Annotated in this window: 19 protein-coding genes; 7 read left to right on the forward strand and 12 right to left on the reverse strand. The window is 73.8% G+C overall.

The genetic code is table 11. The annotated features are described in order from the left end of the window. Positions 1–405: helix-turn-helix transcriptional regulator (locus B0E53_RS04055; RefSeq protein WP_146167583.1), on the forward strand; the 405-nt coding region annotated here is incomplete at its 5' end. A 19-nt stretch (positions 406–424) separates the two neighbouring features. On the opposite strand, the gene B0E53_RS04060 is transcribed toward B0E53_RS04055, so the two are convergent. Further along, entirely contained in the window at positions 425–1,699 is a 1,275-nt protein-coding gene (locus B0E53_RS04060) for a multidrug effflux MFS transporter (protein WP_348639643.1), read from the reverse strand. Between the two features lie 113 nt (positions 1,700–1,812). On the opposite strand from B0E53_RS04060, the gene B0E53_RS04065 reads away from it, so the two are divergent. Together B0E53_RS04065 and B0E53_RS04070 are read left to right on the forward strand one after the other, a co-directional pair. Beyond that, positions 1,813–2,577, forward strand: coding sequence for a DUF427 domain-containing protein (locus B0E53_RS04065; protein WP_107074728.1), 765 nt, complete (start codon positions 1,813–1,815; stop codon positions 2,575–2,577). A 191-nt stretch (positions 2,578–2,768) separates the two neighbouring features. Next, positions 2,769–3,539, forward strand: a complete 771-nt coding sequence (locus tag B0E53_RS04070; RefSeq protein WP_246835230.1) for an alpha/beta hydrolase — start codon at positions 2,769–2,771, stop codon at positions 3,537–3,539. Positions 3,540–3,635: 96 nt separating this feature from the next. On the opposite strand, the gene B0E53_RS04080 is transcribed toward B0E53_RS04070, so the two are convergent. The 4 genes from B0E53_RS04080 to B0E53_RS39035 are packed head-to-tail and all read right to left on the reverse strand — an operon-like array spanning position 3,636 to position 5,356. Then, positions 3,636–4,403, reverse strand: a complete 768-nt coding sequence (locus B0E53_RS04080; protein ID WP_107074731.1) for an NAD-dependent deacylase — start codon at positions 4,401–4,403, stop codon at positions 3,636–3,638. 23 nt (positions 4,404–4,426) lie between these two features. Continuing rightward, positions 4,427–4,714, reverse strand: a complete 288-nt coding sequence (locus B0E53_RS04085) for a DUF1905 domain-containing protein (protein ID WP_107074732.1) — start codon at positions 4,712–4,714, stop codon at positions 4,427–4,429. Positions 4,715–4,718: 4 nt separating this feature from the next. After that, positions 4,719–5,204: a DUF998 domain-containing protein gene (locus B0E53_RS04090; RefSeq protein WP_246835219.1), complete on the reverse strand. Its 486-nt coding sequence runs from the start codon at positions 5,202–5,204 to the stop codon at positions 4,719–4,721. After that, entirely contained in the window at positions 5,162–5,356 is a 195-nt protein-coding gene (locus tag B0E53_RS39035) for a hypothetical protein (protein ID WP_246835220.1), read from the reverse strand. The genes B0E53_RS04090 and B0E53_RS39035 overlap by 43 nt, the downstream gene beginning before the upstream one ends. 132 nt (positions 5,357–5,488) lie before the next feature. Between B0E53_RS39035 and B0E53_RS04095 the strand changes: the two genes are divergently transcribed. Next, a complete protein-coding gene (locus B0E53_RS04095) occupies positions 5,489–6,778 on the forward strand; it encodes a histidine kinase (protein WP_107074733.1) in 1,290 nt (429 codons plus the stop codon). Continuing rightward, positions 6,766–7,425 carry a response regulator transcription factor gene (locus tag B0E53_RS04100; protein WP_107074734.1) on the forward strand — a complete coding sequence of 220 codons (660 nt, stop codon included), beginning with the start codon at positions 6,766–6,768 and terminating at the stop codon, positions 7,423–7,425. The genes B0E53_RS04095 and B0E53_RS04100 overlap by 13 nt, the downstream gene beginning before the upstream one ends. Before the next feature lie 5 nt (positions 7,426–7,430). Here the strand turns inward: B0E53_RS04100 and B0E53_RS04105 are convergent, their stop codons facing one another. The 4 genes from B0E53_RS04105 to B0E53_RS04120 form a co-directional block, all read right to left on the reverse strand. Further along, a complete protein-coding gene (locus B0E53_RS04105; protein ID WP_107074735.1) occupies positions 7,431–7,853 on the reverse strand; it encodes a thioesterase family protein in 423 nt (140 codons plus the stop codon). A 41-nt stretch (positions 7,854–7,894) separates the two neighbouring features. Then, positions 7,895–8,734 carry an amino acid ABC transporter ATP-binding protein gene (locus B0E53_RS04110; RefSeq protein WP_107074736.1) on the reverse strand — a complete coding sequence of 280 codons (840 nt, stop codon included), beginning with the start codon at positions 8,732–8,734 and terminating at the stop codon, positions 7,895–7,897. 4 nt (positions 8,735–8,738) lie between these two features. Further along, the gene (locus tag B0E53_RS04115; protein ID WP_107074737.1) at positions 8,739–9,533 is read right to left on the reverse strand and encodes an amino acid ABC transporter permease; all 795 of its coding nucleotides are present in this window, start codon (positions 9,531–9,533) and stop codon (positions 8,739–8,741) included. Positions 9,534–9,612: 79 nt separating this feature from the next. Then, a complete protein-coding gene (locus B0E53_RS04120; RefSeq protein WP_107074738.1) occupies positions 9,613–10,431 on the reverse strand; it encodes a basic amino acid ABC transporter substrate-binding protein in 819 nt (272 codons plus the stop codon). A 218-nt stretch (positions 10,432–10,649) separates the two neighbouring features. Between B0E53_RS04120 and B0E53_RS04125 the strand changes: the two genes are divergently transcribed. Beyond that, positions 10,650–11,249: a TetR/AcrR family transcriptional regulator gene (locus tag B0E53_RS04125; protein ID WP_107074739.1), complete on the forward strand. Its 600-nt coding sequence runs from the start codon at positions 10,650–10,652 to the stop codon at positions 11,247–11,249. After that, complete coding sequence (locus tag B0E53_RS04130) at positions 11,246–12,874, forward strand: isovaleryl-CoA dehydrogenase (protein ID WP_107074740.1); 1,629 nt, start codon at positions 11,246–11,248, stop codon at positions 12,872–12,874. The genes B0E53_RS04125 and B0E53_RS04130 overlap by 4 nt, the downstream gene beginning before the upstream one ends. 21 nt (positions 12,875–12,895) lie before the next feature. Here the strand turns inward: B0E53_RS04130 and B0E53_RS04135 are convergent, their stop codons facing one another. The 3 genes from B0E53_RS04135 to B0E53_RS04145 all read right to left on the reverse strand — a co-directional run bounded on the left by B0E53_RS04135 (position 12,896) and on the right by B0E53_RS04145 (position 14,468). Then, the gene (locus B0E53_RS04135; protein WP_246835221.1) at positions 12,896–13,198 is read right to left on the reverse strand and encodes a hypothetical protein; all 303 of its coding nucleotides are present in this window, start codon (positions 13,196–13,198) and stop codon (positions 12,896–12,898) included. Continuing rightward, complete coding sequence (locus tag B0E53_RS04140) at positions 13,192–13,503, reverse strand: hypothetical protein (RefSeq protein WP_210405913.1); 312 nt, start codon at positions 13,501–13,503, stop codon at positions 13,192–13,194. Before B0E53_RS04140 ends, B0E53_RS04135 begins: the two co-directional genes overlap by 7 nt. A 368-nt stretch (positions 13,504–13,871) precedes the next feature. After that, positions 13,872–14,468, reverse strand: a complete 597-nt coding sequence (locus B0E53_RS04145; protein ID WP_107074770.1) for a TetR family transcriptional regulator — start codon at positions 14,466–14,468, stop codon at positions 13,872–13,874. Positions 14,469–14,531: the final 63 nt, after the last annotated feature.

Here is a 14,531-nt window from a genome sequence, read left to right on the forward strand (position 1 = left end):
GCCCGCGCCGCCGTGCCGGCGGACGTGCTGCCCCTGGACCGGGCCCGCTGCCTGCTGGTCGCCGGCCGCGCGTGCCGCCGGGCCCGCCGCCGTCGGGAGGCCCGGGAGGCACTTGAGGCGGCGGTCACCGAATTCACCGCGCTGGGGGCCGTCGCCTTCGCCGAACGGGCGCAGGCGGAACTGGCCCGGATCGGCCGGCGTGCCCCGACCGCCACCGCGCTGACCGCCACCGAGGAACGGGTGGCCCGGCTCGCCGCCGGCGGACGGACGAACCGGGCCATCGCCGACGAGCTGTTCATCAGCCCGAAGACCGTGGAGGCCAACCTCGCCCGGGTGTACCGCAAGCTCGGCATCTCCACCCGGGCGGAGCTGGGGGCGGCCATGGGCCGGCCGGCCCCCCGCTGAGCCCGGCCCGGCCCGGCGGTCAGTGCGCGGCGACGGCGACCGCGACCGGCTCGACCTCGGCCAGCCGCGCCGGCCGGACCACGGTGAGCAGCACGACCAGGGCCACCGCCATGCCGCCGGCGACCACGGCGGCCATCGCCACGCTGCCGGTGCCGAGCACGCCGACCAGCGGCGCGGCGAGCGCGCCCACGCCGAACTGGACCGCGCCGAGCAGCGCGGCGGCGGTGCCGGCCGCCTCCCCGTGCCGGGACAGCGCCAGGGCGGGCGCGTTCGGCATGGCGAGCCCGGCCGCGGCGAGCACCACCCAGAGCGAGGCCAGCACGGCCGCCAGGCCGCCGACGCCGGTGGCCGCGAAGCTCAGCAGCACCAGCCCGGCCGCGGTGCCGACGGCCAGCGCGGTGACCAGGATCCGCTGCGGGGTGTACCGGCGCAGCAGCCGCACGTTGAGCTGGGTGGCGGTGATGAGACCGACGGCTCCGGCGCCGAACGCCAGCCCGAACTGCTGCTCGTCCAGCCCGTACCGCTGCTGGAAGACGAACGACGACCCGGCCACGTAGGCGAAGAGCGCCGCCATGGCGAGCCCGGCGACCAGCACGAGCCCGACGAACGTCCGGTCCCGCAGCAGCGCGCGGTAGTCCCGGCCGACGGCGGCGACGCCGCCGTGGCGGCGGCGCGCCGGCGGCAGGGTCTCCCGGAGCCCGACCGCCGCGACCACGACCAGCAGCAGCCCGAAGACGGCGAGGGCCACGAACACGCCCCGCCAGTCCGACCAGCGCAGCAGCCCGGAGCCGAGGGTGGGCGCCAGGATCGGGGCCGCGCCCATCACGAGCATGAGCCGGGAGAAGAGCCGGGCGAAGGCGGCGCCGCTGAACAGGTCGCGGACCACGGCCATGGCGACCACCGAGGTGGCCGCGACGCCCAGCCCCTGGAGCACCCGGAGCACGCCGACCACCTGCACGGTCGGCGCGACCACGCAGAGCAGCGAGGCCAGGATGTGCAGCGCGATCCCGGCGAGCAGCGGCAGCCGCCGGCCGACGGCGTCGGAGAGCGGGCCGATCAGCAACTGGCCGAGGGCGAGCCCGGCGAGGGTGCCGGTGAGGGTGAGCTGCACGGCCGCCGAGGTGGTCTCCAGGTCGGCGGTGATGGCCGGCAGCGCGGGCAGGTACATGTCGATGGTCAGCGGCCCGATCGCGATCAGCGAGCCGAGCACCAGCACGAGGCGCAGCTCCTGCCCGCGGCTCAGGGCACCGGGTGTCTCGGCGGTCGGGGCGGGGGAAATCTGCGCACTGGTCACACCTGGCAGCAAACCCCGGACGGCCGGTCTCATTCCCACCGGCGGCGAAGGTGCCCCAGGTCACATCGGCTCGTTGAACCGTCCGCCGCACATTCCACCTGGGAGGAGACACCGTGCCCGACTACCCGCCGCCGGCCGCCGAGGTCGGCCGGATCGAGCCGTCGCCCCGCCGGATCCGCGCCTTCCTGGCCGGCGAACTGGTGCTGGACACCACCCGCGCCCGGTACGTCTGGGAGTGGCCGCCGTACCCCCAGTACTACGTCCCCGCCGACGACGTCCGCCGGGACCTGCTGGTCGACGAGGGACGCACCGAGGAGACGCGGCGCGGCACCGCGCGGGTGCACGGGCTGCGGGTCGGCGAGTTCGCCCGGGCCGGCTGCGCCCGGTGGTACGGCGACGACGCGCCGCCCGGGCTGGCCGACACCATCCGGTTCGACTGGGCCGCGCTGGACGCCTGGTTCGAGGAGGACGAGGAGGTCTTCGTCCACCCCCGCAACCCGTACTCCCGGGTGGACGCGCTGCGCTCCACCCGCCACGTCCGGGTCGAACTGGACGGGACGGTGCTGGCCGAGTCGACCTCGCCGGTGCTGGTCTTCGAGACCGGCCTGCCGACCCGCTACTACCTGAACCGCACCGACGTGCACTTCCGGCACCTCGCGCCGTCGCCGACCCGGACCGCCTGCCCGTACAAGGGCCGCACCAGCGGGTACTGGTCGGTGCGCGCCGGCGACCGGCTCCATCCGGACCTGGCCTGGTCGTACGACTTCCCCACCGCCGCGCTGCTGCCGATCGCCGGGCTGGTCGCCTTCTACAACGAGAAGGTCGACCTGGTCGTGGACGGGGAACGCCTCCCCCGGCCGCGGACGCACTTCTCCTGACCCGGCGCGGCGGGGCAGCACGGGGCCGCCGCGGCTGCGTAGGGTGAGGCCGCAGCCCGTGACCTCGCGGCCGGCGCCGTCGGGGTCCGCCACCCGCCACCACACCCCCGGACGGAAGGAGCGTCACCGTGACCGCCACCGACTGGACCACGGACGTCGCGGGCGTCGGCCGATACGCCGAGGTCAACGGCATCAACCTCTACTACGAGACGCACGGCACCGGGCACCCGCTGATCCTGCTGCACGGCGGGCTCGGGTCGGGTGAGATGTTCGGGCCGGTGCTGCCCGCGCTGGCCGCGCGGCACCAGGTCATCGCCGTCGACCTGCAGGGTCACGGCCGCACCGCCGACGTCGACCGCCCGCTCGACCTGCGCACGATGGCCGACGACATCGCCGCGCTCATCGACCACCTCGGGCTGGACCGGCCGCACCTGGTGGGCTACTCGCTCGGCGGCGGCGTGGCGCTGCGCGCCGCGGTGGCCCACCCGGAGAAGGTCGGCCGGCTCGTCGCGGCGTCCGCGCACGTGCGGTCGGACGCCATCTACCCGGAGATGCGGGCGCAACAGGGCCAGGTGACCGGGGCCGCCGCGGAGTTCATGACGGACACCCCGATGTACCAGCTCTACCAGCAGGTGGCACCGCGCCCGGAGGACTTCCCCCGGCTGCTCGACAAGATCGGCGCGCTGATGGCGGAGGACTTCGACCTGACCGAGGAGGTCAGTGACCTGCGGGTGCCGACGCTGATCGTCGCCGCCGACGCCGACATGGCGCCGCCGAGCCACTACGTGGAGGTGTTCCGGCTGCTCGACGGCGGCCTGCGCGACGGTGGCTGGGCGGGCGAGGGCCGGCCCAAGGGCGGGCACGCGCTGGCGATCCTGCCCGGGCTCACCCACTACAGCATCTTCAGCTCGCCGCTGTTCGCCGCGGTCACCCTCGCCTTCCTCGACGAGCCGGCGGGCTGATCACGGTCACCCCTTGCGGCCGGTGGTCGCGTGCCCAGCGACAGGTAGATGACCCCGGTGATCAGCAGCAGGTGGGTCCGGCTGTAGGCGTCCCGGTCACGCCGGGGCGGCGTCACCCCAGGCGGCCCGCACGAGGGCGGGGAGCACGCGGGCCGCCGCTCCCCGCAGGTTGACCTCGCACACCGCGTCCAGCGGCGTCTCCTCCGGGTTGACCTGGATCACCGTGCCGCCCCGACGCGCCGCGACCTGCGGGATCTCGGCGGCGGGATACACCAGGCCGGACGTGCCGACGGTGAGCAGCACGTCGCAGCGGTACGCCGCCTCGACGGCGGCCTCGAGCGCCTGCTCCGGCAGCGCCTCGCCGAACCACACCACCCCGGGCCGCACCGGCGCGGCGCAACGCCCGCAGCGGGGCGGCTCCAGCCGTCGGCCCTCCCCCGGCTCCGCCCCGCCGTCGGGCACCGGCGCCGGCTCGGCGCAGGCCGAACAGCGCGGCGCGAACAGGCTGCCGTGCAGGTGGATCGGGGCCGCAGAGCCGGCGCGCTCGTGCAGGTCGTCGACGTTCTGGGTGACGACCACGGTCTCCGGGACCCGCGCCGCCATGGCGGCCACGGCCCGGTGCCCCGGGTTCGGTTCGGCCCGCCGGACGGCGCCGCGCCGCCACTCGTACCAGCCCCAGACCAGCGCGGGGTCGGCGCGGAACGCCTCGGGGGTGGCGAGGGTCTGCGGGTCGACCTGTGCCCACAGGCCGGTCAGGGCGTCGCGGAAGGTGGGCACGCCGCTCTCGGCCGACATGCCGGCGCCGGTGAAGACCACCAGCCGCCGCGCCTGCGCGAGCAGCGTCGCCGCTTCCGCCAGGTCCATCCGCTCCCGTTCCCGTCGACCGGTCACCGCGTGACGCTCAGGTGGACGTCCACCCGGTCGCCCAGCGCGATCCCTTCGGCCCTGCGGACCGCCGTCTTCACGGGCACCACGTAGCGCCCGTCCTTCGGCCAGAGCGACGTCTGCCAGCCCGTCGCCCCGATCCGCGCGGTCACCGGGATCATCCCCCAGCCGTAGGTGACCGACGTCGAGGCCGCCTCCAGCTCACCGCACAGCTCGTCGGGGACGGTGACGAAGTGCCACGGCGCCGGCCCCCGCCAGAACCACACCTCACCGCTGAACTCCAGTTCCACCCGCTCAGGATAGGCGTCGATCCCGCCCGGCCCGGAACACCCGCGCCCCGACCAGCACCGTCCACACCAGCAGCGGGAACACCGCCACCCGCTCCATCCCGCCGACCCCGATACCCGCGTCGACCCGCGCGAGGAAGAGCACCACGCCGGCCACCCCGGTCGAGCCGAGGACCAGGCTCGCGGCACGCAGCCCGCCGAGCACCGGCGACCGCCCGGCCAGCGCCGCCACCAGCATCCCGAGGTTGCCCAGCACGAAGATCAGCAGCGCGCCCAGGAAGTGCCGGTTCTCGTCCACGTCGGCCGGTGCGGCGGCGGCCAGGGCGTACCCGGCAGCGGCGGCGAGCGTGAGCAGCCGCGCCGCGGTGGCGGCCGCCCCGCGGCCGAGCGCCGGCCAGGTGAGCAGCACCCCGAGTGCGAGCAGGGCCGCGGTGGCGCCCATCGCGCCGTTCATGGCGTCGTGCCAGGGCGAGCAGACCGGGTGCTGTCCCACCGGCCGCAGGTCACGTTGCCGAGGTCGCTGATGTTGTTGGTGGCCCAGCTGAACGGCGGTTGCCGCCAGGCCAGTCCGACGACCACGTTCGCGGCCAGGAACAGGGGTGTGGCGAGCAGCCAGCAGGCGGCGCCGAGGCGGTGACGATCCATGACCCCAGTCCAGCGGGCGGGGGCGGCGGCGCACTGGGCGTGGCGGGCCGGAACACGGTAGGGCCAGGCATACCCCGAGAGCGGGGTCCAGACGGCTGGGCTGCCCGAACACGACCTGGCTAGCGTGACGACATGACCTTGGACGAACCCCGGCACCTGGCGGAGGCCCTGCGCCGGCGCCGCTACCTGATCTCCGCGTGGCCCTGGCGCGCGCTCGCGTACGCCGCCACCACCGTGCCGCTCTCCGGCGTCCTCGCGGTCGGGTTGTCCGTGGTCGGGGCGCCACTGCTCGCGGTGGTCAGCGCGGCGCAGCGGGGTCGCCCCGTGGCCCTCCCCCTCGTCGTCCTCCTCACGGTCGTCGCCCTGGCCGCGCTGGCCGTCGCGCCGCTCGCGAGCGCCCCGCTGGCCGTGGTCGAGCGGTGGCGGCTCGGCGTGGTCGACGGGCGTCCACTGCCCGGGCCACGGGTGCGCGGGCTGGCCGCGCGGTACACGACCGCCGCCGCGTGGCGGGAGGTGGCGTACGCGGCCTGGCTGGGCGGTGTCGTGCCGCTGGCGTACGGGATGTTCGCGCTGCTCGCCCTGCTCGACGTCACGCTGGTCGCGGGCCCGTGGCTGGCCGGGGGCACCGAGCGGATCGTGCTGGTCTGGACCACCGTGGACACCCCGCGGGCGGCGGTCCCGTACGCGGTCGCGGGGGTGCTCGCCGTGCCGGGGCTGGGCTACCTGGCCGGCCTGCTCGTCGCGGTGCAGGCCGCGGTGGCCCGCTGGCTGCTCGCCGCCCCGCCCGACGGCACGGCCCTGCGCGAGGTCACCCGCTCCCGCGCCCGGCTGGTCGGCGCGTACGAGGCGGAACGCCGCCGGATCGAGCGGGACGTGCACGACGGGGCGCAGCCGCGGCTGACCAGCCTCACCCTCCAGCTGGGGCTGGCCCGGCTCGACGTGCCCGAGGACTCCCCCGCCGCGAAGCCCCTGGCCGTCGCCCACGAGCAGGCCAAGGAGCTGATGGTCACGCTCCGGCGGATCGTGCAGGGCATCCGGCCGCAGCAGCTCACCGAACTCGGCCTGGCCGGCGCCGTCCGCGAGCTGGCCGCCCAGGCTGCCGTCCCGGTCACCGTACGCGCCGACCTCGCCCGGCCGGTGCCGGAGCTGGTCGAGACCACCGCCTGGTACGTGGTCTCCGAGGCGTTGGGCAACGTCGCCCGGCATGCCGGGGCGAGCGGCGCCGAGGTACGGCTCACCCGCTCCGACCGCCGCCTGGTCGTGGAGGTGGCGGACGACGGCCGCGGCGGCGCCGACCCCTCCCGGGGCACCGGGTTGACCGGGCTCGCCGACCGGGTCGCCGCGGTGGACGGGCGGTTGCTGCTCGCCAGCCCGCCCGGTGGCCCTACCCTCGTCCGGGTGGAGCTGCCGTGCCGCCCGTGACCCGGGTCGTGCTCGCCGAGGACGAGGTCCTCCTGCGGGAGGGCCTCGTCGGCCTGCTGACCCGGTTCGGCTTCGCCGTAGTCGCCGCCGTCGGCACGGCGCCCGCCCTGGTCGACGCGGCCCGCACCCACCGGCCGGAGCTGCTGGTGACCGACATCCGCATGCCACCCGAGCACCGCGACGACGGGCTCCGCGCGGCGGTCACCCTGCGCGCCGAACGGCCCGACCTGGCCGTGGTGGTGCTCAGCCAGCATGTACAGAGCGGGTACGCGGCCGCACTGCTCGACAGCGGCGACGGCCGGCGGGTCGGCTACCTGCTCAAGGACCGGGTCGCCGACGTGGCCGAGTTCGCCGACACCCTGCGCCGGGTGGCGGCCGGCGGCACCGCCGTCGACCCGGACGTGGTGCGGCACCTGCTGCGCCGCCCCCGGGATCCCCTCGCGGCCCTGTCACCCCGGGAGCGGGAGGTGCTGGCGCTGGTCGCCGAGGGCCACTCCAACGGGGCGATCGCGGCGCGGCTGCACGTCACCGAGGCGGCGGTCGGCAAGCACGTCGGGAACATCCTCACCAAGCTCGACCTGCCGCCCAGCGACGACACCAACCGGCGGGTGCTGGCCGTGCTCACCTACCTGCGCGCCGGCGGGTAGGCCGCTCAGAGGTTCATCGGCGCGGGGTCGGTGGCCAGCTCCCGGAACCGCTCGCGCGGGTCGGGGACCAGCCGGCGGGTGGCCAGGTCCAGCAGGCCACCCACTCCGGTGATGGTGGCGACCTGGGTGCCGTCCGGGCGGGTCAGGTCCTGGACGATCTGGAAGGTCTTCCCCTCGCCCCAGCGGAACTCGCAGGACACGTCCACCTCGTCGCCGCCGCGCAGCTCCCGCAGGTAGCGCAGGGTGACCTCCAGGGCCACCGGCCCCACCCCGCCGGCGATGAGCCGGTCCTGCCGGATGCCGGCGGCGCGCAGGCACTCCCACCGGGCGTGCTCGCCGTACTGGAGGTAGACGGCCTGGTTCAGGTGGCCCTGCGTGTCGAGCTCGTAGCCGCGGACGGTGACGCGTACCCGGAACGGATCTGCCATGTGGTCGAGCCTAGCCAGGGGTTACGACGCCGCCCCGGCGGTCACAGCGGGTGACGGTCGTCGGCCGGCAGCCCCGGCGCCGCGGGTGGCTCGGCGGCCTCGTCGGGCCGCCCGAGCTGCGCGACGTGGGTCGGGTCGAGGACGCGGGAGAGAAACGAGCGGGTCCGCTCGTGCCGCGGCGCGCCCAGCACCTCCTGCGGTGGCCCCTGCTCGACCACCACCCCACCGTCCATGAACACGACCCGGTCGGCGACGTCCCGGGCGAACGCCATCTCGTGGGTCACCACCAGCATGGTCATGCCGTCCTCGGCCAGCTTGCGCATGACGGTGAGGACGTCGCCGACCAGCTCCGGGTCGAGCGCGGAGGTCGGCTCGTCGAAGAGCATCAGCTTCGGGTCCATCGACAGCGACCGGGCGATGGCCGCCCGCTGCTGCTGCCCGCCGGAGAGCTGGGCCGGGAAGGCGCCCGCCTTGTCGGTGAGGCCGACCCGGTCCAGGTTGGCCCGCGCGACCCGCTCCGCCTCGGCGCGTCCGCGCCGCAGCACCCGACGCTGGGCGATGGTGAGGTTGTCCAGCACGGTCAGGTGCGGGAAGAGGTTGAACGACTGGAAGACCATGCCGATGCCGCGGCGTACCGAGTCGATCTCGACGTCGGGGTCGGTCATCTCGGTCCCGTTGACCCAGATCCTGCCCGCGGTCGGCTCCTCCAGCAGGTTGACGCACCGCAGCAGCGTCGACTTGCCGGACCCGGACGGCCCGATGACGCAGACCACCTCGCCGTGGCCGACCTCGAAGTCGATGCCCTTGAGCACCTCGAGGGGGCCGAAGGACTTGTGCAGGTCGCGGATCTCGACGGCGGGCTGGGACTGGCTGGTCGTCATGGGATCACCGAGCCTTGGCGTAGCGGAGTTCGAGGCGGCGTACCACCTGGGACAGGGGCAGGGTGACGACCAGGTAGGTGAGGCCGGCCACCAGCAGCGGGGTGGCGTTGACCCGGTCGTTGAGCGTGTCCCGGCCGAACTTGGTCACCTCGATGGTCTGCGCCGTCACGCCGAGCACGTAGGCGAGCGACGAGTCCTTGGTGAGCAGGATCAGTTCGTTGGTCAGCGGTGGGATCACGATCCGGAACGCCTGGGGGATGACGATCGTGCGCATCGCGGTGAAGTGCGACATGCCGAGGGTGCGCGCCGCCTCCATCTGCCCCTTCGGCACGGCCTGGATGCCGGCCCGGATGGTCTCGGCCATGTAGGCCGCCGCGGTCAGCCCGAGACCGATCGTGATCGACCCGAACACGCCGCCCGGAATCTCGCGCTCCGGAAAGGCGATGGGAATGCCGTAGCCGACGAGGAAGAGCACCAGCAGCGCGGGCAGCCCCCGGAACAGCTCGATGTAGGCCGTCGCCACCCAGCGGTAGGGAGCCACCCGGGACAGCCGCATCAGCGCGAGGACGGTGCCGAAGACGAGGCCGAAGGCGAACGCGCCCAGCGTGTAGAGGATCGTGTTGCGCAGCGCGACGGTGATGATCGTCGGGAACATCGACTCGATGATGTCGACGCGGAAGAACGCTTCCCTCAGGCGGCCCCAGTCCGCCGCGAGGATCACCACGGCGATGACGGCCACGAAGGCCAGGTACTGGAGCCAGAGGGACAGCCGCTCTCGTTGGCGGCGTCGCAGCTTCACGGTTCGGCGCTCCTTGAGAGGTGCGGAGGTCGCCGCGGCGGAGGGCGCGCGGGCGCGCCCTCCGCCGCGGGCGGATGGATCAGGCGTTCGGCTTCTTGCCGATCCACTTCTCGTAGATCGTGTCGTAGGTGCCGTCCTGCTTCGCCTTGGCGAGCACCTCGTTGATCTTCTTGAGCAGCTCCGGGTTGCCGTCCTTCTTCACCGAGAAGCCGTACTGCTCACCGGTGTCGAACTCGGCGGTCACCTCGAACCCGCCCGCGTGTTCCTTGATGTACTCGGTCCAGACCGGCAGGTCGTTGACGGCGGCCTCGATCTGGCCGTTGGCCAGCGCCTGCTGCTCGGCGGCGAGGTCCTCGAACTCGACGAGCTGCAGGCCCTTCTCCTTCTCGAACTTCTTGGCGTAGTCGCGGCCGGTGGTCGCGGCCTGGACGCCGACCTTCTTGCCCTTGAGGTCGTCGAGCGACTTGTACGACTTGCCGGTCTTGACCAGCAGGGCCTGCGTCGCGTCGAAGTAGGGATCGGAGAAGTTCATCACCTTCTGCCGTTCCTCGGTGATCGTCATGCCGGCGGCGGCCGCGTCGCACTTGCCGGTGTTCAGGTCCTGGCCGGACTTGATCCCCTCGAACGGGGTGTCGACGATCTTCTGCTCGACGCCCAGGTCCTTGGCGACCAGGTCCATCACGTCGACGTCGAACCCGACCACCTTGCCGCTCGCGTCCTTGGACTGGAACGGCGCGTACGGCAGGTGGGTGCAGACGGTGAGCTTGCCCTTCTCGACGAGCTTGACCCCGCTCGCCTGGGTCTCGCCGTCCTCCGACTTGGCGCATCCCGCGCTCGCCGCGAGGGCGGCGATCGCCACGATGAGGCCGGCCTTGCGGACTGCGCTATGGAAAGTCACGGGCGGTGTCCCTCCGATCGACCCCGGGTGTAACAGACAGCCAGGGCTGGTGCAAAGACGATGTGACACGGGACGGTACCCGATCGGTGGAGCCGCACCAAGATCACTACGGGGCCCCGATTCCAAGCTGTGACCGTTGTGCCCGCTGAATCCGGCACCCGGGAGGCAACCGGGCGCGCACCTTGCCGGCAAGGACTGAATGATGGTTCACTTCTTGCGTGGCCTACCGGAGCACCGAGCGGGTGAAGGCTCGGCTCAGCGCCTCGCGCGAGCGGCTCGTCGCGGCCGCGCTGGAGATCATGGCCGAGCACGGCTACGCCGGGTGCTCGGTCGCGGCCGTCGCCGAGCGGGCCGGCGTCGCCACCGGCAGCGTCTACCGCCACTTCCCCACCAAGGCCCAGCTGTTCGCCGAGGTCTTCCGCACCGCCTCCCAGCGCGAGGTGGACGCGGTGGCCCGCGCCGCGGCGCGGCAGGCCACCGCCGCCGACCAGGTGTCCGCCGTCGCCGAGACGTTCTCCGGTCGCGCGCTGCGCTCCCCGCGCCTGGCGTACGCCCTGCTCGCCGAGCCGGTCGACCCGGCGGTCGACGCCGAGCGGCTCACCTTCCGCCGCGCGTACGCCGACCTGATCGCCGGCTACGTCGCGGCCGGAGTGGCGAGCGGCGAACTGCCCCCGCAGGACCCCGAGTTGACCGCGACCGCGCTGGTCGGCGCCCTCGCCGAGGCCATGGTCGGCCCGCTGGCCGCCGGGGTCGCCGGCCCGGGCACCATCCCCGACCTGATCAGGTTCATCCACCGCGCGCTGGGAGTGTCGCCGTGACCACACACGAGGTCGTCAACCAGGTTCCCCCGCTGGCCGGCTACGACGCGGCGGACGACCCGGCACTGCTCGACGGGCTGGACCGGGAGGGCGCCGGCTGGGCCGCCGCGGAGCTGCACGAGCTCGGCCGGCTCGGCGGCGCCGCGCCGGCGATCGAGCAGGGGCGGCTGGCCAACGAGCACCCGCCGGTCCTGCGCACCCACGACCGCTACGGCCACCGGATCGACGAGGTGGAGTTCCACCCGGCCTGGCACGAGTTGATGCGTACCGCCGTCACCCACGGCCTGCACGCCGCGCCGTGGGCGGACGACCGGCCGGGCGCGCACGTCGCCCGGGCGGCCAAGTTCTACGCGTGGCGCCCCGACGCCGGCCACAGCTGCCCGATCTCGATGACCTACGCGGCCGTGCCCGCGCTGCGGCACAGCCCGGAACTGGCCGCGCGGTACGAGCCGCTGCTCACCGCGACGGCGTACGACTTCGGGCTGCGTGCGCCGCTGACGAAGCGCGGGCTGCTGGCCGGCATGTCGATGACGGAGAAGCAGGGCGGGTCGGACGTGCGCGCCAACTCCACCATCGCGCACCCCGACCCGGACGGCACCTACCGGCTCCTCGGGCACAAGTGGTTCACCTCGGCGCCGATGTGCGACATCTTCCTCACCCTCGCCCAGGCGCCGGGCGGGCTGACCTGCTTCCTCGTCCCGCGGGTCCTGCCGGACGGCACGCGCAACCCGATGCGCCTGATGCGCCTCAAGGACAAGCTCGGCAACCGGTCCAACGCCTCGGCCGAGGTCGAGTACGAGCACGCGGTCGCCTGGCGGGTCGGGGACGAGGGCCGTGGCGTGCGCACCATCATCGACATGGTCAACCTGACCCGCCTCGACTGCGTCATCGGCGCGGCGGCCGGGATGCGGCAGGGGGTGACCACCGCCGTCCACCACACCACCCACCGGTCGGCCTTCGGCCGGTACCTGGTCGACCAGCCGCTGATGCGCAACGTGCTCGCCGACCTCGCGGTCGAGTCCGAGGCCGCCACCGTCCTCATGATGCGGCTGGCCGGAGCGACCGACCGGTCCGCGCGCGGCGACGCCGGCGAGACGGCGTTCAAGCGGCTCGCCCTCGCCGTCGGCAAGTACTGGGTGTGCAAGCGCTGGCCGGCGCACGCCGCCGAGGCCCTCGAATGCCTGGGCGGCAACGGCTACGTCGAGGAGTCGGGCATGCCGCGGCTGTTCCGGGAGTCGCCGCTGAACTCGATCTGGGAGGGCTCCGGCAACGTCGCCGCGCTGGACGTCCTGCGCGCGGTCGCCAAGGAGCCCCAGGTCATGGAGGCGTTCCAGGCGGAGGTGAGCGCCGCCGCCGGCGCCGACCCGCGGCTGGACGCCGCGCTGCGCCAACTGCGGGCCGACCTGTCCGACCGCGACGACCTGGAACTGCGGGCCCGCCGGGTCGTCGAACGGCTCGCCCTGGTCCTGCAGGGCTCGCTGCTGGTGCGGCACGGCCACCCGGCCGTCGCGGACGCGTTCTGCGCCTCCCGCCTCGGCGGCGACCACGGCCAGGCGTTCGGCACCCTGCCCGGCGGCGTGGACTTCGCCACGATCATCTCCCGCGCCGCACCCAAGGTGGAGTGACCGGAACCGCTGCGCCCCGGCTCAGCAGAACCAGCCGTCCTGCACCCAGCCGTTGCGATTGACGTGGCCGTAGGCGAAGCCGTAGATGTAGCCCCCGCTCCGCGGCCCCTTCACCAGGAAGGTCTGCCCGGCGTACAGGGTGCCCATCCAGGCGCCCAGCGGTTCGGTGCGGACGAACAACGACTCGGCGCACACCGTCTCCCGTACACCGACGGTGCCGTTGGCGGCCTGCGCCGGCGACGACACCGCCAGCAGTGCGACAGCCGTCGCGGCGGCGACGCCCGGGCGGGCCAGCCGCGCGGACCAGGAGGATGAGGTCACCATGAGTCGTAGCCTCCGATGCACTCGATGCGCATGTAGCCCCAGTCGTTGGGGCCGAAGTCGAAGGTCGCCGCCCAGCCGTTGTAGACCGGGTGGGCGCCGGGCGTGTGACCGATCTTGTTGCCGTACTCCAGCACCCGCTTGAGGCCGTAGGGCCCCGAGGCCGAGTCGTAGTTGTCGTAGAAGCTGGCGCTCTGGCAGACGTTGACGGCGTGGCGCGGCACCACGTAGGCCTGGGCGGCGGGGGGTGCGCCCAGCACGATGCCCAGAGCCGTTGCCAGCGCGACCGCCTTGGTGGACATTCGCATATTTAGCTCTTTCGCTAGACGATGCGCGCAAGGTAGCAGATTGCCAGTGCCAGCTACAACGATGTAGGTTTTCGCCAAGTGAATCGAGAAGTGGCGATGGCTTGGTGGGCGCGGGGTGAGCCGGTCGCGATGGTCTGGCCGCCGTCCTGGCGGTGACCGCCCTGACCGCCCCGTCTACGCCTACGGCACGCGCAAGTTCGCCATCGAGCGCACCGGGTTCATGTCCTCGAGCTGCGCCGGCGGCCGCAGCGTGATCGGCTCCAGCAACGGGATCGTCAGTGGATCATGGCGAAGTGGCACGGGAACCGCTTCGCCGCCGGCATCGCCTGGGCGTTCCTGCCCCGATCCTGCGTGTGGTGACCCTTCGCTCAGCGGGCGCCGACGATGCGCAGCGCCATCTCGGCGTACCGGGCGGCGATGTACTCGGGGACCAGGTCGCCGCCGTCCCGGTACCACCGGCCCACGTCGACGCCGAGGGAGAGCAGGGCGGCGGCCGCCATCCGCGGGTCCGGGGTCTCGAAGACCCCGGCGCTCACGCCTGCCTCCACGAGTTGCCGGATCGCCTGCTCGATGCGGTGGCGGATCTCCCGGATCTCGGCGTGGTGCGCGGGGCTGAGCGCGGCCAGCTCGTAGTTCACCACCCGGGTGGTGGTGTGGTCCCGGGCGTGGGTCACGACGAAGTCGTGGACCACCCGCCGCAGCGCCGCGGCCGGGTCGGCGGACGAGGCGACCGCCTCCCGCACCAGCCGCAACACGTGCTCGTGCCCCGAGCGCGAGATCAGGTAGAGCAGCTCCTCCTTGGACTTGTGATGGACGTACAGCGCGGCGGGGCTCAGCCCGGCCGCGGCCGCGATGTCGCGGGTCGTCGTGCCGTGGAAGCCCCGCTCGGCGAAGGCGGTGACGGCCGCCTCGAGCAGCCGGGCGCGGGTCGCGTCGGCGCGGGACTGCTCGGCGCTGTCGGTCACCACGCGTCCACCCTTCCCTCCTGAGCCTCGGCCGGCATTGATACCACAACCAGCCGGCGGGGA

This window comes from Micromonospora sp. MH33 (assembly GCF_003013775.1).
Taxonomy (GTDB): Bacteria; Actinomycetota; Actinomycetes; order Mycobacteriales; family Micromonosporaceae; genus Micromonospora; species Micromonospora fulviviridis.